Source organism: Natrialba sp. INN-245, assembly GCF_009807105.1.
GTDB lineage: Archaea > Halobacteriota > Halobacteria > Halobacteriales > Natrialbaceae > Natrarchaeobius > Natrarchaeobius swarupiae.
The window spans coordinates 575,330-600,507 of the sequence record NZ_WUBV01000063.1 but is presented as its reverse complement, the minus strand read 5'-3'; the positions used below and the strand labels follow the sequence as shown (position 1 = coordinate 600,507).

The 25,178-nt window shown below is 63.5% G+C and carries 23 protein-coding genes; 12 read left to right on the top strand and 11 right to left on the bottom strand.

Annotated elements, in window-relative coordinates; translation table 11 throughout:
- The first annotated feature begins 1 nt into the window (after position 1).
- The 5 genes from GRS80_RS19440 (at position 2) to GRS80_RS19420 (ending at position 4,066) form a co-directional block, all read left to right on the top strand.
- Entirely contained in the window at positions 2-1,459 is a 1,458-nt protein-coding gene (locus tag GRS80_RS19440) for a vanadium-dependent haloperoxidase (protein WP_160048977.1), read from the top strand.
- Positions 1,460-1,540: 81 nt separating this feature from the next.
- The gene (locus tag GRS80_RS19435; RefSeq protein WP_160048976.1) at positions 1,541-1,993 is read left to right on the top strand and encodes a TIGR00725 family protein; all 453 of its coding nucleotides are present in this window, start codon (positions 1,541-1,543) and stop codon (positions 1,991-1,993) included.
- Between the two features lie 61 nt (positions 1,994-2,054).
- Complete coding sequence (locus GRS80_RS19430) at positions 2,055-2,591, top strand: hypothetical protein (protein WP_160048975.1); 537 nt, start codon at positions 2,055-2,057, stop codon at positions 2,589-2,591.
- A gap of 74 nt (positions 2,592-2,665) precedes the next feature.
- On the top strand, positions 2,666-3,097 hold the full coding sequence (locus tag GRS80_RS19425; RefSeq protein WP_160048974.1) for a GNAT family N-acetyltransferase: 432 nt from the start codon (positions 2,666-2,668) through the stop codon (positions 3,095-3,097).
- A gap of 207 nt (positions 3,098-3,304) precedes the next feature.
- Complete coding sequence (locus tag GRS80_RS19420; RefSeq protein ID WP_160048973.1) at positions 3,305-4,066, top strand: Sjogren's syndrome/scleroderma autoantigen 1 family protein; 762 nt, start codon at positions 3,305-3,307, stop codon at positions 4,064-4,066.
- A 21-nt stretch (positions 4,067-4,087) separates the two neighbouring features.
- Here GRS80_RS19420 and GRS80_RS19415 read toward each other — a convergent pair whose 3' ends face one another.
- From GRS80_RS19415 to GRS80_RS19400, 4 genes are all read right to left on the bottom strand, one after another.
- Entirely contained in the window at positions 4,088-4,534 is a 447-nt protein-coding gene (locus tag GRS80_RS19415) for a thiol-disulfide oxidoreductase DCC family protein (RefSeq protein ID WP_160048972.1), read from the bottom strand.
- 58 nt (positions 4,535-4,592) lie between these two features.
- A complete protein-coding gene (locus GRS80_RS19410) occupies positions 4,593-6,194 on the bottom strand; it encodes an HTTM domain-containing protein (RefSeq protein ID WP_160048971.1) in 1,602 nt (533 codons plus the stop codon).
- Between the two features lie 525 nt (positions 6,195-6,719).
- Positions 6,720-9,185 carry a DEAD/DEAH box helicase gene (locus tag GRS80_RS19405; RefSeq protein WP_160048970.1) on the bottom strand — a complete coding sequence of 822 codons (2,466 nt, stop codon included), beginning with the start codon at positions 9,183-9,185 and terminating at the stop codon, positions 6,720-6,722.
- A 219-nt stretch (positions 9,186-9,404) separates the two neighbouring features.
- Positions 9,405-9,578 carry a DUF1059 domain-containing protein gene (locus GRS80_RS19400; protein WP_149079511.1) on the bottom strand — a complete coding sequence of 58 codons (174 nt, stop codon included), beginning with the start codon at positions 9,576-9,578 and terminating at the stop codon, positions 9,405-9,407.
- 656 nt (positions 9,579-10,234) lie between these two features.
- Between GRS80_RS19400 and GRS80_RS19395 the strand changes: the two genes are divergently transcribed.
- Positions 10,235-11,041 (top strand): ABC transporter ATP-binding protein, encoded by an 807-nt coding sequence (locus GRS80_RS19395; RefSeq protein ID WP_160048969.1) that lies wholly within the window; start codon positions 10,235-10,237, stop codon positions 11,039-11,041.
- On the top strand, positions 11,038-12,342 hold the full coding sequence (locus GRS80_RS19390) for an ABC transporter permease (protein WP_160048968.1): 1,305 nt from the start codon (positions 11,038-11,040) through the stop codon (positions 12,340-12,342). Before GRS80_RS19395 ends, GRS80_RS19390 begins: the two co-directional genes overlap by 4 nt.
- Positions 12,343-12,369: 27 nt before the next feature.
- On the opposite strand, the gene GRS80_RS19385 is transcribed toward GRS80_RS19390, so the two are convergent.
- Together GRS80_RS19385 and GRS80_RS19380 are read right to left on the bottom strand one after the other, a co-directional pair.
- Entirely contained in the window at positions 12,370-12,975 is a 606-nt protein-coding gene (locus GRS80_RS19385) for a DUF5518 domain-containing protein (RefSeq protein WP_160048967.1), read from the bottom strand.
- Between the two features lie 148 nt (positions 12,976-13,123).
- Complete coding sequence (locus tag GRS80_RS19380) at positions 13,124-14,242, bottom strand: AI-2E family transporter (protein ID WP_343161663.1); 1,119 nt, start codon at positions 14,240-14,242, stop codon at positions 13,124-13,126.
- 193 nt (positions 14,243-14,435) lie between these two features.
- Here GRS80_RS19380 and GRS80_RS19375 point away from each other — a divergent pair, with 193 nt between their 5' ends.
- Both GRS80_RS19375 and GRS80_RS19370 read left to right on the top strand, forming a co-directional pair.
- A complete protein-coding gene (locus GRS80_RS19375; protein WP_160048966.1) occupies positions 14,436-15,677 on the top strand; it encodes a thiamine ABC transporter substrate-binding protein in 1,242 nt (413 codons plus the stop codon).
- A 228-nt stretch (positions 15,678-15,905) separates the two neighbouring features.
- Entirely contained in the window at positions 15,906-16,265 is a 360-nt protein-coding gene (locus GRS80_RS19370; RefSeq protein WP_160048965.1) for a hypothetical protein, read from the top strand.
- 216 nt (positions 16,266-16,481) lie between these two features.
- Here GRS80_RS19370 and GRS80_RS19365 read toward each other — a convergent pair whose 3' ends face one another.
- Both GRS80_RS19365 and GRS80_RS19360 read right to left on the bottom strand, forming a co-directional pair.
- Entirely contained in the window at positions 16,482-17,048 is a 567-nt protein-coding gene (locus GRS80_RS19365) for a hypothetical protein (RefSeq protein ID WP_343161662.1), read from the bottom strand.
- A gap of 167 nt (positions 17,049-17,215) precedes the next feature.
- On the bottom strand, positions 17,216-18,394 hold the full coding sequence (locus GRS80_RS19360; protein ID WP_160048964.1) for an aspartate kinase: 1,179 nt from the start codon (positions 18,392-18,394) through the stop codon (positions 17,216-17,218).
- A 237-nt stretch (positions 18,395-18,631) separates the two neighbouring features.
- Between GRS80_RS19360 and GRS80_RS19355 the strand changes: the two genes are divergently transcribed.
- Together GRS80_RS19355 and GRS80_RS19350 are read left to right on the top strand one after the other, a co-directional pair.
- Positions 18,632-19,072 (top strand): hypothetical protein, encoded by a 441-nt coding sequence (locus GRS80_RS19355; protein ID WP_160048963.1) that lies wholly within the window; start codon positions 18,632-18,634, stop codon positions 19,070-19,072.
- Positions 19,073-19,564, top strand: coding sequence for a hypothetical protein (locus GRS80_RS19350; RefSeq protein ID WP_160048962.1), 492 nt, complete (start codon positions 19,073-19,075; stop codon positions 19,562-19,564).
- On the opposite strand, the gene GRS80_RS19345 is transcribed toward GRS80_RS19350, so the two are convergent.
- Positions 19,557-21,203, bottom strand: coding sequence for a DNA-directed DNA polymerase II small subunit (locus tag GRS80_RS19345; RefSeq protein WP_343161661.1), 1,647 nt, complete (start codon positions 21,201-21,203; stop codon positions 19,557-19,559). The two genes, GRS80_RS19350 and GRS80_RS19345, sit on opposite strands and share 8 nt — an antisense overlap.
- A 164-nt stretch (positions 21,204-21,367) precedes the next feature.
- Between GRS80_RS19345 and GRS80_RS19340 the strand changes: the two genes are divergently transcribed.
- The gene (locus GRS80_RS19340) at positions 21,368-22,309 is read left to right on the top strand and encodes a S26 family signal peptidase (RefSeq protein ID WP_160048961.1); all 942 of its coding nucleotides are present in this window, start codon (positions 21,368-21,370) and stop codon (positions 22,307-22,309) included.
- A gap of 32 nt (positions 22,310-22,341) precedes the next feature.
- Here GRS80_RS19340 and GRS80_RS19335 read toward each other — a convergent pair whose 3' ends face one another.
- Together GRS80_RS19335 and GRS80_RS19330 are read right to left on the bottom strand one after the other, a co-directional pair.
- Positions 22,342-22,800, bottom strand: a complete 459-nt coding sequence (locus GRS80_RS19335) for a hypothetical protein (protein ID WP_160048960.1) — start codon at positions 22,798-22,800, stop codon at positions 22,342-22,344.
- A 146-nt stretch (positions 22,801-22,946) separates the two neighbouring features.
- Complete coding sequence (locus tag GRS80_RS19330; protein WP_160048959.1) at positions 22,947-24,824, bottom strand: cell division control protein Ccd6; 1,878 nt, start codon at positions 24,822-24,824, stop codon at positions 22,947-22,949.
- Between the last annotated feature and the right edge of the window lie 354 nt (positions 24,825-25,178).

Genomic DNA, 25,178 nt, shown 5'->3' with positions numbered 1-25,178 from the left:
CATGATCGATCCACGCACGCGATACGAAATCGAAACGGATCGAACCGGCCCTGAAACGGATCGAACTGACGTCGATCGTTCCAGATCGGACCGCTCGAGTGCTGGCGAGGACAGTTCCTGCTCGAGTGCTGGCGACGACGATCCCTCCTCGAGAACGGCGACCGACGCACGCCCCTCGCGGTGCCGTCGCTCGGTGCTCGGGGCTCTCGGTACGGCCGCAGTCGTCGGCTTCGCCGGCTGTACCGAGGTCCTCGGAACCGGCGTGACGCCGGCCGACGAACCGCTGTGTCTGTGGAACGAACGGTTCATCCAGGAGATCCAGCATTTCCGGGGCGGGAACTTCGCTCCGACACGTCGCGGTGCGCTGTTGAACGTCGCGATGTTCGACGCCGCAAACGGCGTCGTCGCGGCGGCCGGCGACGATCACTTCGAACCGTATCTCGTGGAACCGGCGGAGGCTCCCGGGGACGGATCGATCCTCGCCGCGGCCGTCGGTGCGGCCCACGAGACGATGACGGAACTGTACGGCGGCGAGTTCGGCGACGACCTCCAGGCGACGCTCGCAGCGGCCGAGGGCGGCGACGTCGACGCCGGCCAACGGTGGGGACGCGAGGTCGCGACCGCGCTGCTCGAGCATCGCGACGACGAGTACGCGGCCGACATCTACATCCCCTGCGAGGAGCCGACCCAGCCCGGCTGTTTTCGCCGGGACTGGAACCCCGTCCACGCCCGCGTCGAGCCGTGGGTGATGGACTCACGCGACCAGTTCCGGCCGGACGGGCCGCCGGCCCTCGAGAGCGAGGCGTACGCCGACGACTGGTGGGAGGTGTACGAACTCGGAAACGACGCCGACGACCGGCCCCAGGAACACGTCGACGTCGCGGCCTTCTGGCGCGGCGCGGCGGGCTCTCCACGGCCGCCGAACATGTGGAACGTTATCACCCAGAAAATCGTCGTCGGCGAGTCGCTGTCCGTCCTCGAGGAGTGTCGGCTGTTCGCGTTGCTTTCGCTGGCGCTTGCGGACGCGGGCATCGCGGGCTCGGAGGCGAAGCACGAGTACGGCTTCTGGCGGCCCCGGACGGCGATCCACGAGGCCGACCGCGACGGCAACCCGGAGACCCACGCGGACGGGACTTGGGCGCCGCTTTCGGTCGGGGGGTCGCCGGAGTACACCTCGACGCTGGCCGCCTACGGCGGTGCCGGCTGTGCCGTCCTCGAGGGCGTCCTCGGGAGCAGCGAGTACGAATTCGAGTTCGGATCGGACATCCGGACCGGAACCGCCGGGGAGGACGAGGGCGTGGTCCGGTCCTACGACAGCCTCGACGACGCGCTCGAGGAGTCGATCGACAGCCGCATCTACCTCGGAAATCACTTCCGTTCGGCGATGGTCGACGGCCGCGAGCAGGGCGAGCGGATCGGCGAGTGGATCCTCGAGAACTCCCTGCGTCCGGTCGAGTGATCGGGTGAGGTGGACGGCTCGAGTGAATGGGCGATCGAACCGGTCGATCGAGTCAAGGGCTCGTACCGACAACGAGCCCGTATGCGCGTCAGCGTTATCGGCGGCGGAACGATCACGGATCGGGAGCGAGCGGTGGCCGAGGACGTCGGACGGGAACTCGGTGCGCGCGGGCACACGGTCGTCTGTGGCGGCCGCGGCGGGACGATGGCCGCCGTCTGTCAGGGCGCCACGGCGGCGGGCGGAACCACGATCGGGATCCTCCCTGGCGACCGCCGGGACGCGGCGAACGAGTACGTCGACGTCCCGATCGCGACGGGGCTCGGCCACGCCAGGAACGCGCTCGTTCCGCTGAACGGCGACGGCGTGATCGCGCTTTCGGGCAGCGCCGGAACGCTCTCGGAGATCGGTTTCGCCGGGATCTACGGTCGACCGGTCGTCGGCCTCGGCACCCACGAGATCGACGACCTCGAGATCGAGACCGTCGAGACGCCCGCGGAAGCGGTACGGGTACTCGAGGCCGCCGTCTCCGAGTAGTATCCCGCCCTCGAGCGACGGAAAGTATGTCTTTATAGTATCTTACGGACAACTACCGCTCGTGAACCGCAGAGCCCTCCTTCGCGCCGGCGCTCTCGGGGTGGTCGGTACGACTGCCGGGTGTCTCGACGCTGTCGACCGAATCACCTGGAGCACCGGCGTCGGATCGCTCCACCGTCCCAGCGACGTCCGTATCGACGACCGCGATCCGGCGAACGACGCCGGTATCGCGGCGATTTTGACGGACGAGGACGAAACCGGCCGGATCGTGGGAACCGAAGCGGCGGCCGAGTTCGTCGACGAGACCGACTTCGAGTCGTACGGCCTCGTGGTCGTCCAGATCAGCCGTCCAGCTGCGGACGCCGCGTCGCTCTCGTTCGAACTGGGCGGGCCGGAGCGTGCCGGCCTCCGCGGGCTGTCGACCGTCGCCGACCTCGAGCCGTTTGGCGACCCCCCCGGCTCGCTCGCCGATGCCGAGCGACTCGAGTACACCGTTGCACAGCAGTTCGATCGGCCAAACCAGTTCGTCCCCCGGTCCGCGACGATCACCCTTCAGGATCCGGACGGCGTTCGCCTCGGTCGCCTCGAGACGGAGTGAACTCGCGTCGAACGCACACCGCGAGTCGGGCGAGAATCGATGCCGATTTCGAACGGCACGTCTACCATCGAGTAATGCCAGACGCAGTCGACTCCACGGACCCGTACGCCGTCCGCGAGGAACTGCCGGATCCCGAGACCTTCCTCGCGCTGCGGGAGGCCGCCGGGATGCCGCCACGCTCGCTCGAGGGAGTCGAACGCGGCCTTCCGAACTCGCTGTACGGCGTGATCGCGGTCCACGAACCGACCGACGAGACCGTCGGGATGGGCCGGATCGTCGGTGACGGCGGTACCGTCTTCCAGATTACCGATATGGCCGTCCACCCGGATCACCAGCGTCAGGGGATTGGAACCAGGATCGTGGACGCCCTCGAGTCGTATCTCGAGGAGACGGCACCGCCGAACGCCTACGTCAACTTGATGGCGGACGTCGACGGCTTTTACGAGCGATTCGGCTACGAGGAGACGCGTCCCGAATCGAAGGGGATGTTTCGCCGAACAGACTGATACGGCCTGTTTCTCGTCAGTTCCGGCACATCCGCTGTTCGGGTCGGGGTTGTGCCGGAAGATCGGGACGCCAAACCGTACGAAGCGGGGTGTTCCGACGCACCGACCGAGGTGATCGGCGTGACCGCCGCCGCTCCCGTCAGCGTTTCGCCGATTCACCCCGGCAGTGTCGTAGCCTTTTCGACGCCCGAGGTCCTGTAGACGGACATGAGCGACTTCGACAAGGAAGCCGAGCGCGAGAAGCTTCGAGAGAAGTACGAACGCGACAAGAAAGAGCGGGAGGCGACCCAGCGGATGAGCGACCTCCTGCTCAAGGGGGCGACGATGACGAACTCCCACTGTGGAACCTGTGGCGACCCGCTCTTCCAGCAAAACGGAACCACGTTCTGTCCCAGCTGTCACGGCACCCCCGATGCCGTCGAGGGTACCGACCTCGAGGCCCAGTCGACCGAGGAGGTACCGACCGACGACGGTTCGACCGCTGGCGAAAACGGGGCAACCCAGGCGGCCGATGCCGGATCCACGGCCGGGGACTCCGCGTCGTCGGAGGCGCTCGAGGAAGCGTCGACGGCGGCCGACCGACGGGACTCAGCGACGGGCCGACCGGATCAGACCGGTCGCCAGGACCAGGCTCGAGCCGAGCCGGGCGACCGTACCGATTCACCGTCTCGGGCGCGCGGATCGGAGACGTCGCGACCGACGGACGATCCGCGACGGGAGCCAGCGAACGGGGCCACCAACTCCGCACCACCACGGGACGACCCGAGTCGGCCGGCTCCCGAGGCGTCGGCCGGTCGCCGTCCCGCTCAGCCCGCAGTCGACGGCGACCTCGAGGCTGGCCGTGACTCGCTCGTCCGCGCACTCGAGAAGTTTGCCGACGAAGCGGCGGCTACCGACGACCCTCGCTACGCGCGAGAGTGTCTCGAGGCCGCGCGGGAGGCGAGCGAGACGCTGAACGTGCTCCGCTAACTACCCGACGTTTCCGCGAACTCAGTCGAGAAACCGCGACTGTACGTCCTCGCTCGGCATCATACACTGGTCTTTCTTGCCGAACAGCCGGTACCGATTGGCCGCGACGACGTCGTATCCGAAATCCCGGAGTCGACGCGGGAGGTACCGAAGTGGTCCGGCGAGCCTGTAGACGCCGCCGAGAAGCGTGCCGATCCGGAGCGCGGCCGTCGATTTCACGTACGCCTTCTCGCCCTCGATGAGGACGATCGAGTCGAGATCGTGATTCTCGAGGCCGTAGTCGTCGACGAGTTGCTGGCCGACGTCTGACTGCAGGGATGCGAAGTGGAAGATCCCCTCCGGGTCGCGGGGGATGAGAAACTGGACGAACCCGGTACAGAGGTTACAGACGCCGTCGAAGAGGACGACCGCGCCGTCCTCAGGGACCACGTCTGGGGTCGTCCGATCGTCTGGAACCTCTTCACTCATCGGTCGTCCGTAGTTGGATCCGTCGGTAGTTCAGGGTTCCGGTCACCGGTTCGGACGCTCACAGGTCGTCCGGTGGCGGTCCGATCTCCATTGGCTCGTGTTCGTCACCGCAGGTATTTTTCTGGATGAGCGTCGCGTAGCGTTCGCGTTCCTCGTGGTCGTCGATGGTCTCCATCGTGATGTCCTCGGTGACGTAGTACATGTTCACGTGGGTTAGCTCGATACCATGCTCCTCTTCCCACGTCTCACAGATGTGTTCGGCCATCACGTCCGGCGCGTCGTTTCCGGCACTCGAGCCGCCGCGGCGGACGCTGTTCATGTAGAAGCGCTCCCGATACGTGCCGTACTGTTGCTGTAGCTGGTCGTAGGGCCTGTCGTACGTGAGCGGCCGGTCGTTGTAGACGTCGATCAGGTCGCCATCGGCGGTCTTCGCGGGGAAGACGTGGTACCGGTCGGACGTTCGCGGATGGGGAGCGAAGACGGTCCAGTTCGGTTGGTCGGCGGCGACGATCGAGGCGATGCTATCGATCTCGTCGTCGGGATTGACGTCGTCGCTCACGACCGCGCCCATCGGTGCGTGCGCAAAGAGCAGGAAGACGATCAGCGAGGCGGCGACGACGGTCAGGCTCACGTCGTACACCGCGGCCCTCGCCTGCGACAGTCGCTCGTCGTCGAACCCGACCGTCGGGAAGTAGTCGGCGACGCGCTCGAGTCGGGAGAGCCGGTCGGCGATCCGCGACGGGTCGACGTTCGCGTACCGCAGCAGGCTCTTGCCGTCCTCCCACACCTGTCCCTGGACGAACAGGAGCAATCCGGCGATGGCGACGTAGGCGAACGCGCCGATCCGGACCGTCACGGCGAACGACGCGTGGGCGATGACGAACGGCAAGACGAGTACCATCCGCTTTCGGCCGACGACGAGGAGGAGCACCCACGAGAACAGCAACATGTAGTACCACTTCAGGCCGCCGAGCTGGAGCAGCGTCGGGAACTGCCGCATCGGCTCCGCGAGCAGAAACGTCATGTCGTCGAGCCCCATGATCAACGGGGTCGCCTCCCCGCTGGTCCACAGGTCGGATTCCATCTTGTGGACGCCGTTGTGGACGTACATGTATATCATCTGAAACAGGATCAACGCCGAGGCGAGGCCCGCAACGCTCGCTTGTGGCTCGCGGTCGGCCTGGACGGCGTCGACCGACCACCGCTCGCCAAGCGGGAGGAAGATCGCCCAGAACAACAGCAGGCGGAACAGAATGTCGGCGTAGCTCGTGACCAGCGGGTTGTGGTGATCGAGTGAGACGACGAACAGGAACGTCAGGACCGTCGCGATCCGGGTCTTGTAGCCGACGATCAACTGGACCGCGATCAGCGCCTGAACGACGAACAGCGCGGCGATCACCGTCGGATCGGTCGTGTAGTGAAATACGGAGAACGCCCCGCTCGAGGAGAGGTCGTGTGCGAGCGACTGCGGAACGACACCGTCGTTCGTATAGAAGTACGAGAAGTTCCGGCTTCGGGCGACCAGATCGGCCAGGACGAGTATTCCAGCGAACACCCGAAACACGGCGAGGGTCCGCGTGTCGATCCGTACGCGATCCGCAACGCCCTCACGGACTCGAGTGGCGAGATCCAATCGACGAAGCGATAGCTCGGGAGTCATCGGTTCACGACCGCCTGACGGTCGAACGGGTGTGCTCTGTGAACGCACATCTCTCGTCCGTTCGTCGCCGTCCGTTCTGTCTGGCTCGTCATCGTGGGTTCCGTTTCGCCCGGTTCTCGGCCAACTATCGATCGAACGCCGGGTCGGGGACTCACGGCGTCGGTTCGGGAGGGGTGACCGGGTATCTCTCCCAGTATCGCGAGCCGTCTCGTATATATTTTCTGTTCACCGCCGATCGACGGGAACGGTGAATCAGTTCGCACACCGGTACTCGAGTGCGCGCCTCGACACTCACCCGTCGGGATTCACGACCGGGTCGTGCTCCCGCTTCGGTGGCCCCAGACGGCGACGCTCGGCGACCGTCGATGCCGGTCGCCTGTCAGCAGTTTTGTCCGCCACGCCCCATCAGAAGCTCGCTCGCTGTCCCTTTGTTACGGCCTCGTCCGCTGTACCTTTGTCACGGCCTCGTCCGCTGTACCTTTGTCACGGCCTCGCCCGCTGGATCTCCGTCTACGACCTCGCCCGCTACGTTCCTCCTGTGTACTGACTGCCGACGACCTCGCGGATCCGTTCTGCCGTCACCGCGCCGACGCCGTCGGCCTCCTGGAGTTCGGCTTCGCTCGCGGTCATCACCGCTTCGACCGTGCCGAACTCCTCGAGCAACGATCGGGCGGTGACGGGACCGATCTCGGCGATCGAGGAGACGACATACTCCTGTTGTTCGCCCAGCGTCTTCGCCTGTTTCTCGCCGTGAACTGATACCTTGCGGTCGCTGAGGTCCTGCTCGCGGCCGGCGATGACGGCGAGCAGTTCGGTCGTCTCCGCCTCGCTTTCGGTCCGCAGAACCGAGGCACCGAAGTCGACGGCCAGACTCGATAGTGCCCCCCGGATCGCGTTCGGGTGGACGTCGCGCTGGTCGTAGAGTCCGTCGCCCTCGACGACGACGATCGGCCGCGAGTAGTGTCTCGCCATCGCACCGACCTGTTCGAAGACCGACCGGTCGCCGCCGACGAGCGAGTCGACGAAGTCGGCGACCGACTTGCGTTCGACGACGACGCGATCCGAGAGGACGTAGTCGCCGACGTCGAGCGTCTCGAGACGAACCTCAACCCCCTCGCGCTTCGAGAGATCGCGGGCGATATTTGCGTCCATCTCGCGCTGGTCGGCGACGATCTCGATCGCGTCACCCTCGGCGGACGGTTCGTGGGTTTCGACGTCGCCGTCAGTGTCCGCCGAATCCGCGGACTCGCCGTTGGCACTCGAGTTCGAGTCAACTTCCGCAAACTCCTGTAATCCGGGCTGTGTTCGATCCCCCTCGCTTCCACTGGAAGAGTCGCCACCTGCGTCGGGTTCAGTGGCGTCGCCGTTTACTTCCGCTTCGCTTTGATCCGCGTCGAAATCAGCGAGTGATTGCTGGGAGTCGTCGAGTTCCTCCTCGAGATCGGTGGCGATCCCCTTCAGTTCGCGGAGTTCGTTCTCCATCTCCTTCTCGCGGCGACGAGAGATCCAGAAGTAGGCCTCGTCGCGGGTGTCCTCGGCCATGAGCACGACGACCCGCCCCTCCGACTGGCGGCCAGTCCGCCCCTTACGCTGGATCGACCGAATCGCCGTCGGGACGGGTTCGTAAAAGAGCACGAGATCGACTTCGGGGACGTCTAGTCCCTCCTCGGCGACGGACGTCGAGACGAGTACCTCGAACTCACCCGCACGGAAGTCGTTCAACACCTCCTGTTGTTGGTTCTGGGTCATCCCGTCGGACCCCTCGCGGTCGCCCTGGCCGACGAACCGCTTCGCGTCGAAACTCTCCGAGAGAAAGTCGGTCAACGCCTCCGCCGTGTCCCGGGACTCGGTGAAAACGATGACGCGTTCGCCGGCCTCGAGTCCCAGCGTCTCGGCGAGCAACATCCGGGTTTTGCGGTACTTCGGATGGAGTTGATCGAAGTCCTCGGCCCGGCGCATCGCCTCCCGAACACGGGGATCGCTCACGAGTCGCTGGCTCGCCTTCGAGGCGCCCGACGAACGCGCCTGGTTGCGCTGGCGTTCGAAGTACCGCTCCAGGGCCTCGACGCTTTGCGTTTCGACCAGGGTGACCGCCTGGCGGAGCTTCATCACCTCCGCGTGGATCGACATCCCCTCGAACCCCTCCGACTGATCGTTGTCGATCAACTGCTGGAGTTCCGCGCGCATCCGGTTCAGGTCCTTCTGGGACTGGTCGGGCTGAGTCGAGGAGGCGATGCCGAGTTCCTTCAGCTTCTCGAGGCGGTCCCTGACGACGTCGTTCAGCGCGTCGCGGATCTCGAGTACCTCCTCGGGGAGGTCGATGCGCTCCCACTCGACGTCGGTGTCGTGGGTGAACTCGCCGACGTCGGCGTCCTCTTCGGTCATCACCTCCACCTCGTGGATACCGAGGTTCTCACAGACCTCGAGGATGGCCTCCTCGTCGCCGCCCGGTGAGGCCGACATGCCGGTGACCAGCGGCCGGTCGGCGTCGGCGTGGTAGCGCTCGGCGATGTAGTTGTAGGCGTAGTCGCCGGTCGCGCGGTGACACTCGTCGAACGTACAGTGAGTGACGTCGGCAAGCGAGATCCGCGAGCCGACGAGGTCGTTTTCGATCACCTGCGGTGTGGCCATCACGACTGTCGCCTCCTGCCAGGTCTCGGCGCGGTCGTCGGGGCTGACGTCGCCGGTGAAGACGACGATCTCCTCGTCGGGGATCTGGAGGGCCTCCCGGTAGAACTCCGCGTGTTGCTGGACGAGCGGTTTCGTCGGTGCGAGCATGAGCGAGGTGCCGCCGACCTCCTCGAGCCGACGCGCGGTTACGAGCAGGCTCACGGTCGTCTTCCCCAGCCCCGTCGGCAGGCAGACCAGCGTGTGGTCGTTTGCGGCCGTCCCGGCGAGTTTCAGCTGGTAAAGTCGTCGCTCGAGGAAGTCGGACTCGAGCAGCGGGTGCTCGATCGACGGCGGCTCCGTCCCCTCGTCCGTCGTTGCCATTGTCCGTGGTTTGCCGTCGCCGCTGTTAAGGATTCGTAAAGCGAGGTGGAAGTGAAGAGGGGAGACCGGTTCGTCCCGGAATCGCTCGACTCGGTCTTCGACGTCGTCGAAATCGCCGTCGGTATTTACCGATTGCTGTACCGATTTACCGGCTCGGCGAGGGAGTCATCGAACGACTCGCGTGGTGTTCGTTTCGCCCCATTCGGACTGAACTATGCGTTAGACGATTTGAAGATGTTCTTCTCGGAGCTCGTCATCTGAGAACTCCTGTCCGTGAACCTCTTTCATGTGTTTCTTAGCCAATTCAACAGTCTCTTCTTCGTTTTCCGATTGAATAATGAACCGGCATGTATCCGATACTGATTCACAATCGAGTTTGTGTGCGTCTGCCATGGGTTTTCACTCCTGTTTGGCCGCGGAGACTGGTACCCGATATTGCGTCCAATGCTACCAAGCACCAAATGACGTACGTCAGTAGATTACTTATCTATTTTTGTCGAAATATAACCACAACCTGAGAAGAAGTTCCAGCGAGCAATCAATTTATCTGCCGACGTTCCCCTCGCGAGCAGTACGCAGATGTGGCGAGCGGACGGGTCACCGGGTTCAGAGTGAAAAACGAAGTCGTCGTGCTACACTAGTGCTTTGGCACGCCTGCACTGTAAGGTCGAATTCGGTGGTGTGGTTCGAGTCGACCCTGCAGTCGACGCTTGTCGAAGTACTAGTCCGCTATATCCAGCAGCAACTGTTAACACACAACATATAGATCGGTAGCCGCTTCGGTAACCGCTTGACCAGTGTAGAACGCTGACGCTTTCACGACCCGATCAAAATCTTGTGCGGCATTCGCGTTGTATGTTCGGTAAATCCCATCTCTCGACTACTGGAGGAGCATGAAACGAAACCACGAGTCCTGTCGTCTCCCATCGAGTATTCGAGGAGCGCGACTGACGACGGCGCGCTCGAGAACCCGTCACGGAAGCCGCTCGCGAACGCTCGAGACGACCGCCGCCTAGAAGCTTTTTCCCTGCCTCCGTGGTCTGCCTCCCATGGCGAGTTCGGACGTCGCAGTCAGCCTCGAGAACGTACACAAGACTTACCGGCTGGCGGAGCCCGTCCACGCCCTCGACGGCGTCTCCCTCAAGGTTCCGCGGGGATCGTACACCGCGATCATGGGCCCGAGCGGGTCGGGGAAGTCCACCCTGATGAACCTCGTGGGCTGTCTCGACACGCCGACGGAAGGTGTGGTCGTCGTCGACGGACGGGACGTGACCGCCCTCGACGGGAGCGAACGGACCGCCCTTCGGGGGGAGCAGGTCGGGTTCGTCTTCCAGACGTTCAACCTGATGCCACGGCTGTCGGCGCTCGAGAACGTCGCGCTTCCGCAGTTGTTCCTGGGCGTCGGCCGGGCCGAACGACGGGAGCGAGCGCGGGAGCTCCTCGAGCGGGTCGGTCTCGGCGATCGGACGGACCACCTGCCGAACGAGCTCTCGGGCGGTCAGCGCCAACGAGTCGCGCTCGCGCGGGCGCTGGTGAACGATCCCGCACTCGTCCTGGCCGACGAACCCTCCGGGAACCTCGACACCGAGACGGAAGCCGACGTCCTCGATCTCTTCGCCGAGTTCCACGACGCCGGGACGACGATGGTGGTCGTCACCCACGAGCGCCACGTCGCCGAGCGCGCCGAACGGATCGTCCACCTGTTGGACGGGAGAATCGAGCGGATCGAGGAACTCGAGGGTGTCGGCGAGCCAGCCAGGCCGGATCCCGTGTCGGGTTCCCGGCCCGGTTCGGCCGTCGAACCGAAAGGCGCGGACAGCGACGACAAAACGAGAGCCGGGGACGAGCACGAATGAGACCGCTCGAGCACGCCCGCCTCGCGTGGCGGTCGATCCGTGGACACAAACTCCGGTCGGCGCTGACGACGCTCGGCGTGATCATCGGTATCGCCGCCGTGATCGCGTTCGTCACGCTCGGGGCGAGCTTGCAGGCAGGGATCGTCGGCGACATCAGCCCCGACGATCAGCGAAACCTCTACGGCTGGGCCGCCGAACCGGAGACCGAAGGCGGGCCGCTGGCGGGCGCTCAACCCGTCGTCAGCCAGGACGACCTCGAGGAAATCGAGGAGTTCGACGACGTCGCGGCAGCCTACGGCTACGCGACGGTTCCGACGCAGGCTGTCTCGGACGGCGACGAACAGATCGCGCTGGGCGACGGCCTCGTCGCAACGGGAGAGTCGTACGTCCGGGAGGGGGATCTCGCCGAGGGACGAAGCTTCGAGGCGGGCGAGCGCGAAGCCGTACTCAACTCGGCCGCCGCCGAACAGTTCGAGGAGAACGTCTCCGTCGGTGACGAACTGGTAGTCACGACCGTCGGCGGCGGCCAGACGACCGTCGACGTCGTCGGGATCACGGCGACCTCCGAGGGGTTGAGTCCGTTCGAAGGGTTCGAGGCGTCGCCGCGGATCTACGTCCCGACCGATCCGTACTACGCCGAAGGGGCGGCCGGCATCGGGTTCGGGGACGGACTCGGTGGCGATCCGGGCAGCGGTTCCGAAGCCGAACCGACCGACGATCTCCGGTATCTCGCCGTCGTCGTCGAGGCCCAGTCCGCCGACGAGGCAGACGTCGACGCCGCTCGCGATCGGGCGGTCGAGTACCTCGAGAGCGAGGACGCCGACGCGAGCGAGTTCGTCGGCGGTGGCGAGGATCTCGAGGTGACGTTCCAGACCAGCACCGAGTTGCTCCAGCAGCTACAGGATATCCTCGAACTCTTACAGAACTTCATCGTCGGCATCGCGGCGATCTCCCTGCTCGTCGGCTCGATCGGCATCGCGAACATCATGCTGGTGAGCGTCACCGAGCGAACCCGTGAGATCGGGATCATGAAAGCCGTCGGCGCGCAGAATCGGGAAGTACTCGGACTGTTCCTCGCCGAAGCAGTGATCCTTGGCGTCGCCGGTGCCGTCCTCGGGACCGCACTCGGTCTGCTCGCGGGTTATCTGGGTGCGCTGTACGTCGACCTTCCGCTCGTCTACCCCCTCGAGTACGTCGCCCTTGCCATCCTGGTTGGAATTCTCGTTGGCGTCCTCTCGGGACTGTATCCAGCCTGGCGGGCGGCCCGCACGGATCCGATCGACGCGCTCCGATACGAGTGAGACGCACTGTCGTCACTGGTTACCGCTTCACTCGCCTCGCCGATGGTCGTCTCGGTCGTCCTCCCCCTCTTCGCGCCACCGCGTCGGCTCCGTCGGATCGGTCGACGGCGATCCGCCCGGTTCGCCAGGCGCTGACCAGCCGGTGTCGTTCGATTCGAGGTCCGTTCCAGCCCGTGATCGGGTTCGGTCCCCCCGACTAGTCGGACGTCGACCGATCCGCTCGTCCTCGCTCATACCGATCGTTCGGCGGGCGTTGGTTCGCTTCTCTGGATACTCGTTTGCGAGATAGGCACCAAGATAGCCACCCAGTAGCGCCACGCCGACGGTGTAGAGGAGCAACGCCGTCGTTCCGACGAGGATCAAAAACAGGACGAACGCGAACCCGCCGGCCGGCGCGCCCGAGACCCCGAACCCGAAGCCGACGAGGACGAACGCGAGGAGTGCGAACGCGGCGACGGGCAGAAACGTGATCGCACCCGCCAGCGCCCCCACGATCGCGCCCTCGCGCGTGTCCGGCCCCTCGAGAAATCCCGCGACGGCGCCGCCGAGAACGGTCGAAAACGGGATAAACGAGAGGACGATCCCGACGATGGCACCGATGACCGCGTGAATGAGTGTCCGACTACTGACCATACCGAACGAACGACGAGCAGGGAGAAAAATGTCTGTGTGCCGAAACACCGAGAGGTTGGGATCACCAGAGCGCGAACGGTGACTCGAGACCGACGCGAGTTGACAGCAACTCGACGACGGATGGGGGTCAACCTCGATCGAGAGGAGGTCAGTGGTCCGCCGGTCGCGAACGGGACTCGTCGAACGTCGCTTCGGTGTCCGATTCGGGTTCGGATGACTGTGCGCCGGAATCGTCAGTGGCGTCCACATCAAGCAGATCGGCGACGTCGGCGTCGCCGTTGACCTCGTCGGCGAGCAGATCGACGGCCTCGACGAACACCGCGACGATCAGCGGGCCGACGACGATGCCGATCGCACCGAGCGTAAACAGACCGCCGGTGAATCCGACGAAGTAGAGGCTTCCGGGAAGACCTGCCGATCGACGCGCTAGACGCGGACGAACGGCGATATCCGGAAGCCAGGCGACCAGTGCGATACCGAGAACCCCCACCAGAACGGCGGCGGCCAGTTCGCCCGCAACGACGTGATAGCCTGCGATCGGTAAGATGAGAAGACTCGGACCGATGATCGGGACGAACTGCAAGATCGCCGCGATGATCGCGAGCGTAAACGGAATCTCGTAGCCGAGCCCCCAGAACAGCGGGTAGGCGATGAACAGCGTCGCGGCCGACGTGGCGAGTTGTAACACGTAAATCGCGTACAGCGTCTCCCGAGCCCGCGTCGCCAGCGCGTCGACGATGTCCCGGTAGTCGTGAGGGACCGGTGCGATGGCGGCTCGAGCGGCCTCGTCACCCTTGAGGACGAGCGCGAACAGCAGGATGACGAACAGTGCGAACTTGATCGCGAGGACGGGAAGCGCCGAGACCAGCGAGAAGGCGGTGCTCGTAAGCAAGTCGATTGCGAACGTCTGTACTTCCGCGACGTCGATCGTGTACGTGACGTCGAAGGCGGCGATCGGAATCTCCGGTGGGAGACCCTCCACGATGTCGACGATCTCGTCGACGTTGACGTACAGCGTCAGGACAATCGGCGAGAAGACGGCGACGGCGACGACGAAACCGACGCCGGTCGCCGCGAGGGCACCTGTCCACTCGGTGAATCCGCGTCTGACGAACCAACGCTGGACCGGCATCAACACGTACGCGACCGTCAGCGCGAAAAGAATCGTTCCGAGCACCTCGAGCAGTATTCCGGCCGTTAGAACCCCCAGGGCGGCAACGATGGCTGCAAGTACGTGTCGACGCGACCGCGTTCCGTTCGATTCCACGGTCGTGACTCACACCGAACGGGGAAAGTCTTTCCTCCAGAACGAAGCCACGAATCGGACTCCAAACGACCAGGCACGACGGGGACGGTCTGTGATCGAACGGGACCGACGCATCCCGGTCCGAACGAGCGTCCGAACCTCTCGGCGGCGAAACGGCACGATCCTTAAGCCGGTTCGTCGCGACATTCGAACGATGAGACGACGGAGCTTCGTCCGCGGCGTCGGCGCGGGATCGGTGATCGCCCTCTCCGGGTGTGCGACCCGCGAAAACGGGGACGAAGACGAGGATGATGACTCTGCAGCGGAACTCCCAGAGGACGAACTCGAGGACGACGGTAGCCTCCGCGTGGCGACGTACAGTTCCATGGTCGCCGAGGAGACGTCGGCCGGTCGCTGGCTCGCCGAGGCGTTCGAAGCCGAGTTTCCCGACGCCGAGATCGACTGGGTCGTTCCCGAAGCGGGGATCGAGAACTACGTCCAACGAGCACAACTCGAGGCCGAGATGGACGCGGACGTCTACCTCGGGTTGACCCTCCCCGAACTCGTTCGCGTCGACGAGTCCCTGTCGGAGCCGCTGTTCGAACCGCTCGAACGTAGTCGTCTCGAGAACGACGACCGGATCAGCGCCGACCTCGAGTTCGGGGATCCCGACGGGCGGGTGCTCCCGTACGACGTCGGGTACGTGAGCCTCGTCTACGACGAGACAGTGCTCGAACCGCCGGAGACGTTCGAGGACCTCCTCGAGCCCGAGTACGAGGACACCCTGCTGGTACAGAACCCCCGACGGTCGGCACCCGGGCGGGCGTTTCTGTTGTGGACGGTCGCGACGTTCGGGGACGAGTACCTCGCGTACTGGGAGCGACTGTGGGAAAACGGCATCGACGTCCGTCCTCGCTGGACCGACGCGTACGTAGACGGCTACCTCGAGGAGGCCCGGCCGATGGTCGTCTCCTATACGACCGATCGAATCGGCGCGAACCTGGCCGACCGAAACCTCGATCGTCACCAGGTCGCAACGCTCGACGACGCGGGCTACGAGACCGTCGAGGGGGTCGCCGTCTTCGCCGAGACGGAACGGCGTGAACTCGCCTACGAGTTCGTCGACTTCGTCCTCTCGAGCGAAGCGCAAGCCGAGATCGCAGTCAGAAACGCTCAGTTTCCCGCAATCGAAGACGAATACCTCACGCTCGGAACCGAGTTTACGGCGTTTACACGCCGGCCATCGGAATCGGTCCGGTTTACCTACGACGAACTTCGAGAACGGCTGGATGGCTGGCTCAAGGCCTGGGACAACGAGTTTGGCGACCAGTTGGAGGATACTCCAATCGGAGAAACCGACGACGTATCGGGCGTCGAAGAAAACGGTGGCGAATCGGACGACGTCCCAGCGGAAAACGAAACGACCGACGACGAGACCGATAGGGACACCGACTGATACGGTTTGCTGTAACGATTTACCGGTGCGACCGCAGGACGGGTCACGGTCGCACCGGAAATGACTTACAGCAGACCGTATGATACGGTCTGTGATCGACCGGGACAGAGATTGCGGCCCGTATGATACGGACGGCCCGCTTTTGCGGGAGAAATGCGTCCTTTCGCTCGCGACAGCGGTGATATTGCAGTGCAGATTTAAGGAAGGGAACGTGGTACGTCGCGGCGCATGGAGTTTGGACGATTACTCAGCGGCGACCCATCGAGGAGTTCGAAGCTCTACCTCGCGATCGGCCTCCTCTCGCTCGTAAAGGCAATCGCGGTACGCAACGACCGGGAGCGATTCAGACGTGAGCTACTCGACGCGGGACTGTTCATCGGCGTCGGGATCGCCCTTCGAAAGTACAGCCAGCTCAAAGCCCAGAAACGCGCCGAACTCGAGTCACAGGTACCGGACTGGCTCGCTGGACCGAGAGCCGACTCGAGCGAACCGACGCTCCAGTCGTTCGCGAAACGACAGTTCGGTCAACGATCCGAGTCCGAGCCCACGATCACGGATCGCGCCCGCGGAATCGTCTCGAGCCTGTAACCGCCTGGACGCCGCCGTCGCGATCGGCTACGTGGGTGGAGCGTCCATCGGTACCGACATCAGCTGGTGGAGTCCCACAGGAGGGATATCAGGCACGTGAACCGCCTTGGGGTCAAGTGGTTCGAGACGCCGAGGCGTCTCGTCATCACGGAAGATCGAAGATCTTCCGAACGACCCCGAGGCTTCCCGTGGTAGACGAGACGGCTGATCGTCATACTACAGCGTCAACTCGAGTCCCGCACCGAACCAGCAAAACTCACTCGCCAGCCCGTCACCGAACGCCTCGTCGCCGATTCGTTCGGCCGTCGGCTCGGGCCCGACCAGTTCGAATCCCGACCTCGAACGGTCGTCGTCGCACTCCGATACTGACTTCGCGTTCGATTCGGAGAACAGATCCCCAGCGTCGTCGCTCGATCGAACCGTTACCGTCGGCTCGCCGACGAGCACGGCGTCCGTCTCCCTGCCGAACTCGACGGGTTCGCTGTCGGCTGTCCCATCCAGGGGATCGGGCGCTGCATCGAGTCGATCGAGACCGTCGAACAGCCCTTCGAGGTCGTCGGCGGTCGCATCGATCTCGTCGTCTGTCGTCGGATCGTGGTCACCACCGGCCTCGAGGAGTTCGTCGGCTGATTCGGCTCCAGACGACGCGAGGATTGCGTCGGGATCCGGCTCGACGTCTTCGAACACTTCGGTTACCACGGGGTTCGGGCTCATGCCCTCGAGTCCCAGGTCGATCTCCTTCGTTACGAACCCGTTTCCGTCGGACAAGGGTTCGGTTACCACCGAATTAATTACAGATTCGGGGAAGACCGAAACAGTCAGCAAACGACGGGATTTCGATCCGAAGGACCGAATTAGTGACGGAAAGTCGATATCGAATGCGATCAGCCTCGACGCGACCCTCGGCGACTGCGAACGTCGGTCGGGGAGGTCGACGGTTGTCGAAGTAACTAGAAGAGGTCCTGTGTCAACTCGAGAGTCTTCTCGCGGTCGTCCCACTCGACGAACAGGGCCACGCTGGTCGCACTCGTGACGACATCTAGCAGGTGGATTCGTTCCGCCGCGAGTGGGCTGATGATCTCGTTGACGATTCCCGGTTGGTTGGGGAGTTCGCCGCCGGTAACCCGAACCACGGCGATCGGCGAGTCGACGGTGACACTCGAGAGCGCGTCGTGGGCGATAACCTCGCGATGGAGGATGTTTTCGGCGCGTTCGGCCTCCTCATCGTCGATGTAGAACGTGATCGTATCCATTCCGCTCGCGACTGCATCGACGTTAACGTCGCTCTCGCTCAGCGCCTTCGAGAGGTCGTAGAAGACGCCGGGTTGGTTGCGAATCGCGCGACCGGCGACGGTTAGACAGGCCAGCGGTCGTTCGCGAAGGTCGACGAGGTTCTTGAACTCGCCTTCGATGCTCGTTCCGCCCGAGAGTAAGTCGCCGTGTTGGTAGTGGACGACCCGGACGTTGAGCCTGCCGTCTTTGTACGAAAGCGCCGATGGGGCGACGACCTCTGCGCCACGGAACGAGAGGTTTCTGAGTTCGTCGACGGAAATTTCGCCGACGTTTCGCGCTCCCTCGACGACTCGGGGATCACCGGTCATAACGCCCTCGACGTCGGTCACGATGACGACCTCGTCGGCCTCCATGTACTTGCCCATCATGACTGCGGTCGTGTCGCTGCCGCCACGACCGAGCGTCGTGATCGAACCGTCCGGCCCCTCCGCGAGGAAGCCGGTGAGCACTGGAACCTCCTCGTCCATCGTCTCGGCGATCTCGATGGCGCGTTTCTGGGTTTCCTCAACGTCGACCTCGCCGTACTCGTCGGTGATGACCGGCCATCCGTCTTTGCCCGGTTCGAGGAATCGAGAGTCGATGCCCCGGGAAGCGAGGGCAGCCTTGAGCATCCGAACCGACGTTCGCTCGCCCATGCTGACGATCTGTGCGCGGTCGGCCTCGTCAGTCTCGAAGGTGATATCGTCGAGCAAGTCGTCGGTCGTCGACCCCATCGCACTCGCGACGACCGCGATCTCGTGGCCGTCCTCGACCGCCGCCGCGACGGAGTCGGCTGCACGGTCGATTCGGTCACCGCTCCCGAGACTCGTTCCGCCAAACTTAGCTACAACGCGCATACTGACACCTCACAGCGTGGCTGTGATCGTGTACCGATGTCCGAACTCATACTCGGTTCGTTACCAGAGCGAGCAGATAACTGTGTCCCATTGGACCGGCAAAGACCTCCGTATCGACACCTCAAGGTGGCAGACGAGACGACCATCGCCGAAAGTGACACGTTCTGTCGCGGTCGGAAACGACACGTCGACACCGCAGCCGGGATTTATATTCACGCGTGGCATTAACACACGACGATGAACGTACGGGACGCACTCGAGGCCGACGCCGACGCACTCGCGGCGATCGCCGACTCGCCGACCGACGTGATGCGAAATCTCGTTCACGATCGGACGGTCCGCGTCGCCGAAGACGGCACGCACGATCCGAACGCGGACGTCTCGAGTTCGCAGTACGGCGGCTCGGATCCGGAGGATCTGCTCGGGTTCATCAGCTTCGACGCGCGCGAAGACACCGTTCACGTCACCCAGATCGGTGGAACCACTGACGCCTGCAAGCGGCTGCTGGCCGAACCGGTCCGGTTCGCCGAACGCGAGTCGATGGCCGTCGAACTGCTGATGTCGCCAAACCGCGATTCCGTTCGAGAGGCTGCCGACGCGCTCGGGTTCGAACGAACGGGACGGGGACCACGGTTCGACGGCGCTCGAACGGAACGGTTTCGACTGGAGTCCGAGTGAATGGCGACACTCGACGCCGTTGGATCGTCGAGACGGGCCATCTCGTCGATCTGGCGCGCCCTCGAGCGACGTGTCGCGAACCCCGTCTTTCGTCGGTTGTTACGATCGCGATGTCACTGGCTCGTGAGTCGTCGTCTCCTGGTCCTCTCGTACGTCGCCACCCGTAGCGGGAAACGTTACACGTTCCCGGTCTCCTACCGTTCGGTCGACGGCCACCCGACCGTCCTCACGCCGCGGTCGGCGACGAACTGGTGGAAGAACTTCCGCGACCCTCACGAGTGTGTGCTCCACCTTCGCGGGAGGGAACTCCCCGCCACTGGGGAGGTCGTCGGCGACGACGAACGCGATGCCATTACCTCTGCGTACCTCGAGTCGAGTCGCCTGATCCGGTTGGTGTTCGGCTCCCACGAGATCGAAGCAGACCGAACCGACGACACGTCACCACGTCTCGTGCCCGTTCGATTTCGACTCGAGACCGACGTGGTCAGCTGAACTTCTGGACGGTAACGTCGAGCGTGTCCAGATCGACGATGGGCGCGTACCCCGCATCGGGATCGATGTTGACGGACTTCTGGAAGTCGGTCTGGGCCTGCCAACAGCCCGAGTTGATCGCGAGCACGTTGTGATACTTGCCGAAGCCGAGTTTGTGGACGTGTCCGGTATGGAAGATATCGGGAACGTCCTCGATGACGAGGTAATCGCGTTCCTCGGGTGCGAGACGTGTGTGACCGCCGAACTGCGGCGCGACGTGTCGTTTCTTGAGGAGATGGTACATCGCCTTGTGGGGGTCGTCGTAGCTCGCTTTCTCCTCGGGGAGTTCGGCGATCACCTCGTCGAGGGAAACGCCATGGTACATCAACACGGAGACCCCCTCGAGTGTCACCGTCGATGGGTTGCTCACGATCCGGGCGTCGTGAGCCGACATAATGTTGCGGAGATTTTCGTCGAAGCCAGGCTGAGGTTCCGCGAGTCGTACCGCGTCGTGATTCCCCGGAATCATGACGATCTCGATGTCCCCGGGGACCGATTTGAGGTGTTCGTTGAACGTCTCGTACTGTTCGTAGATGTCGACGATCTCGAGTTCCTCGTCCTGGTTCGGATAGACGCCGACGCCCTCGACCATGTCCCCGGCGATCAACAGGTACTCGACGTGGTCGGCCTCCTCGGTGTAGAGCCAGTCCGCGAAGGCGTTCCAGGCGTCTTCCATGAACTCCTCGCTCCCGACGTGGACGTCGCTGATCAGCGCCGCCTGCACGTGACGATCCGCGGTCGACGGCTCGCGCGTTCGAGGAACGTCGGGGAAGTACATCGAGTCGACGAACGCGATCCCCGCATCGTCCGAGAGCGTCCCCTCCATCGCCAGCACCTCGTCACACAGCAGTTCCTCGACCAGGTCGGCGTACTCCCGGTCTTTCATCACCAACCACGGAAACGTCCCCGTGGCGTCCTCGAGTTCGATCAGCCAGTGCCCGCTCGCCGTCGACCGAACGTCGTTGACCAGCCCGACCATGCCCGCCTCGCTCCCCCCAGGCATACTCTGGATCGCCGTCGCCGGCCGGTGGTTGACCCGCCCTTTCAGCTTCGAGCCGAGTCGCTCGAGTCGATCGCGAAACACCGCGACGAAGTCGTCGTACTCCCCCGTCCCCGTGCTCTCGCCGGTCATATCGCCGTCGATCTCGAGCGACCGTAACTCGGGATCGACCGATCGGTTTCCGGTGGACGACCGGTCGACGTCGGACGTCGACCGCGGCGAATCGACGGTAGTCGACGCCTGATCGGTGGCTGGCCGGGATCGGTCGTCGGGGGGCAGAGACCCCTTCGTTTCACCTGGAGATTGGGTACCCGATTCGTTCACACTGGGGGAGTTATCTCCAGTTGAAACAGGGGGGTGTTCTCCAACGGGATCAGCTGACTGCGGGACCGAATCGTTCGACGACGATTCCGTCGAAAGCGCCGTCTCGACGTGGTCGGTTCGAACCACCAGCGCGTCCTCGGCCACGTCCTCGACGACGCGCTCTAAGACCGCCGCCGGATTCTCGGCGGAGGCGATCAGCGTGACGGCCTCACGTTCGGCGTTGTAGCCGCGGCTCGTGAGTTCGTCGACGATCCGGGCCGCACCCTCGAGTGGCACGATCACACGTCTGCGACCGGACGAAAAAAGGGTAGCGAAACGACGGCCGACGCGATAGTTCGTGGCTCACTGCAACGCGTGTCGAACCGACCGGAACGCTACCCACTCTCAGTACTGTTCGACGAGGGGAACCTTGATTGCATGCCCCGGTAAAATGCGGGACGATGAGCGGTCCCCACTCCGGCGATCCAGGCGGTGACTCGGACGACGGAGATTCCGGTTGGAATTCCCGCGATTCGACGCGGAACGACGATCGTCCGGAAGAATCCGACGACGACGCCGTAGCGAACGAATCCGCTGTCGCCGACGCGTCGACCGAAAACGCCACGAGTGACGTGACGATCGAAGACGACGGAATCGTCCGCTGGTTTCTCGGCACCGAAGACGGAACGGTCGTCTTCGTCCGGGACATTCTGAGTAGCGTCGCTATCGTCGCCGTCATCGCGCTGATACTGTTCGGCATCAGCGGTATCTGGCCACCGCTGGTCGCCGTCGAGAGCGGAAGTATGGAGCCGAACATGGAACGTGGTGACCTCGTGTTCGTCGTCGACGACGACCGGTTCGTCGGCGACGAGGCCGTCGACGGAACCGGCGTCGTCACGCTCGAGAACGGCGAGAACGGTGATCACGAGAAGTTCGGCCAGGCCGGAGACGTAGTCGTCTTCAAACCCGACGGAAGCGACCATCGCACGCCGATCATCCACCGGGCTCACTTCTGGGTGGACGAAGGCGAAAACTGGGTCGACACCAAAGCAGAAAACGAGTACGTCGGCGACGCCACCTGTGCCGAGGTACCGACCTGCCCCGCCCCACACGACGGGTTCGTCACGAAAGGCGACGCCAACAGCGGCTACGACCAGTACCGCGGCGGCGCCCAGACGGACGTCGTTTCCCCCGACTGGGTGACCGGCAAGGCGATGATTCGCGTCCCGTGGCTCGGTCACGTCCGGCTGTTTTTCGACTCGCTGTTCGGCGCGATGGTCGGTCCCGTCCCCCACGGCGCAGGGTCCGGACTCGTCTCGAGCCTCCTCGACGGGTCCACCGCGGCACACGTCGGCGTCGGCGCTGTCGTCGCCAGCGGATACGGACTCGCTCGCCGTCGATAACTCGAGGTCAGCGTCCGATCGTGATCTCGAAATCACTCCCCGGTAGTGATCTCGAGGAGCAAATCGTCGCCGTCCGAGAGGACGTACGTCGTCGGATCGACCGCCTCGTCGTCGACGAGAAACGTCAGTTCGGTCCCTGGATCACGCCCGTCGTAAACCGTCCCGTCGTAGGTGACGACGTGATCGCCGTCCACCTGTTCGTAGGCGAAGTAGGGGAGCGCGTTGATTCCCTCGGCGAACGTTACCCGTTCCTCGCCCTCCATGTACCAGAAGTCGTCCCCTTCGTGGAGGTGAAACGCCAACGAGTAGTTGTCTGCGTGTTCGGCCTGAAACCGATCTTCGGAGAGATCGACCGGCGATCCGTCGATGACGATCTCGATCTCGCCGAATCCGAGCAGTTCCGGCGGCTCGTCGTGTCGATCGTCGGCGAACAGACAGCCGGAGAGTCCAGTGATACCGGCGACCCCGACGATGACCGTCCGTCGTCTCATACTCGAGTGAACTCACTCCATCAGTATCGGCCCGTCGATGATTCCAGCAGCGCTGGAACGGGCGGTGGCGACGCTCACGCAGGGAAATCGACACCGAAACCGACGAGAAACGAGGAGGGGCGCGGTCAGACGACAGTTCCGAGCGATCAGTTCTCGAACCGGGCCTGGACGAACGGCTGGACGTCGTCGATATCGGAGAGCCGGGAGTCAGAGAGCAAGACGGCTTCGGTCTCCTCGAGGGGAACCGAGAGACTGATCTCCTTGGTCCGGCCGTACCGTCCCTTCGAGACGACGACCGCGTTGACGATGCCGAGCATGTCGAGTTCGCTGATGAGGTCGGTCACCCGACGCTGGGTGAGCACGTCGGCGTCGATTTCTTCGCAGAGGCGCTTGTAAATGTTGAACACCTCGCCGGTGTTGATGCTGTGGACGCCGTTTTTCTCCAGCAGGATGATCGAGAACAGGACGAGTTTGCTCTGGGTCGGCAGGGTACGGACGACTTCGACGACGCGATCGAGTTCGATCTTGTCCTGAGCCTGTCTAACGTGTTCTTCGACGATCGTCTCGGACTGGGCCCGTTCGGCGAGTTCGCCCGCAGTTCGAAGCAAGTCGAGTGCGCGTCGCGCGTCACCGTGTTCCTGGGCGGCAAAGGCCGCACAGAGTGGGATCACGTCGTCCGAGAGCGCCCCGCCTTTGAACGCCACTTCGGATCGGTGCTGGAGGATATCGCGCAACTGGTTCGCGTCGTACGGCGGGAAGACGATTTCCTCCTCACCGAGCGAGGATTTGACGCGCGGGTCGAGGAAGTCGGTGAACTTCAGATCGTTCGAGATGCCGATGATCGACACCCTGGAGTTCTCAAGTTCGGAGTTCATCCGCGAGAGATTGTAGAGGGTGTCGTCGCCGCTTTTCTCGACGAGTTTGTCGATCTCGTCTAACATGATGACGACGACCCGCTCGTCGTAGTCGACCGCATCGAAGAAGACGCTGTACACCCGGTCAGTCGGCCACCCCGTCATCGGCACCTCCTCGAACGACTCCCGGTCCTCCTCGAGTGACTCGATTCGAGCCTCGACGGCTGATTTCGAGTCGAACGGCGTCGACTCGAGTGGATGATCCGGCGGGAACTCGGCTCCATGTTCCTCGTGGCTCGAGGCGGACTCGTCGTCGACCGTGGTGATGAACCGGTCGGCGTCGTCGGTCTCGTCCGATCGCTCGCTACTGTCGGATGCGTCGGTTCCGGTGGGATCGTCGGTCGATCGATCATTCCCCTCGTTTCGAGTCGGTGATTCACCCGTTCCCAACCCCCCCATTTCCACTGCAGAATCGCCATCAGTAGTCTGGTTTGTATCTCCAGGTGAATCAGTCGAACCACCGGAAGAGGTGACAGTCGGATCTCCGGATCCAGTGTCGGCTTCGGTTGGACGCGCCTCCGCGTCCTCGATCGGGAACTCGAACAGTTCGGACTCCCCCTCGGACGAGTTGGGGAGTGAATCGGGTGGCTGGGATCGATCGTACTCGTCGACGCCAGCGAGAAGCGACTCCAATTCGTCGATTCGGTCGTCGATACGTTGTTCGTTCTTCTCGATAAACTTGTTCGCCAGCTGTGCGAGTACGCGATACTGCGTATCGGTGACCTCGCAGTTGATGTACTCGACGTCACACGGAACGCTGTACTTCTGGGAGGTACTCTCGAGTTCCTTGCTGACGAATTTCGCACTTGCGGTCTTTCCAGTTCCCGTCTTTCCGTAGATGAGGATATTCGACGGGGTCTCGCCGCGGAGTGCTGCCACCAGGATCGTCGCCATCTTGTTGATCTGGTCGCTTCGATGGGGGAGTTCGTGGGGAGTGTAGGACGGGCGAAGCACCTCCTTGTTCTCGAAGATCGGCTCGCCGCTGAGGAGATCGTCGAACAGACCCTGATTCGACTCCTCGTCGTCGACCTCCGTTCCGCCGAGATCTGTGGCAAATCCACGCGTCCCGTCGATTTCGTTCGACCTATTGTTCGTATTGTCGTCTGACATTCGTCGTACACGCACCCCCTTGTTTCGTGTGGAGATCCGAACTCGAAGTCGCGATTAGATGGGCGTAGACGGGGAAACACAGCCGATCTACGAGAGTGGTGACCGAGCTCGGATCCAGTTGATGCAAACGAACCAGAGGAACACATGGATAATAAATTCTTCCCTTCAATTCAGGGTATTCGAGAAAAGACGGTTCACATCCGCCCTACGTTTCGTCTCGACAGCGCGTTTGGCAGCGTTTCATTCGGCGACGTGGATAGTTCGCCTCGACAGGGTCGAACGTGATCGACCCGTACGCGTCGGTCTCGAGTACGGTGAGGGACAGTTTCGAGGAGGGTTTCGACAATCCGGGGC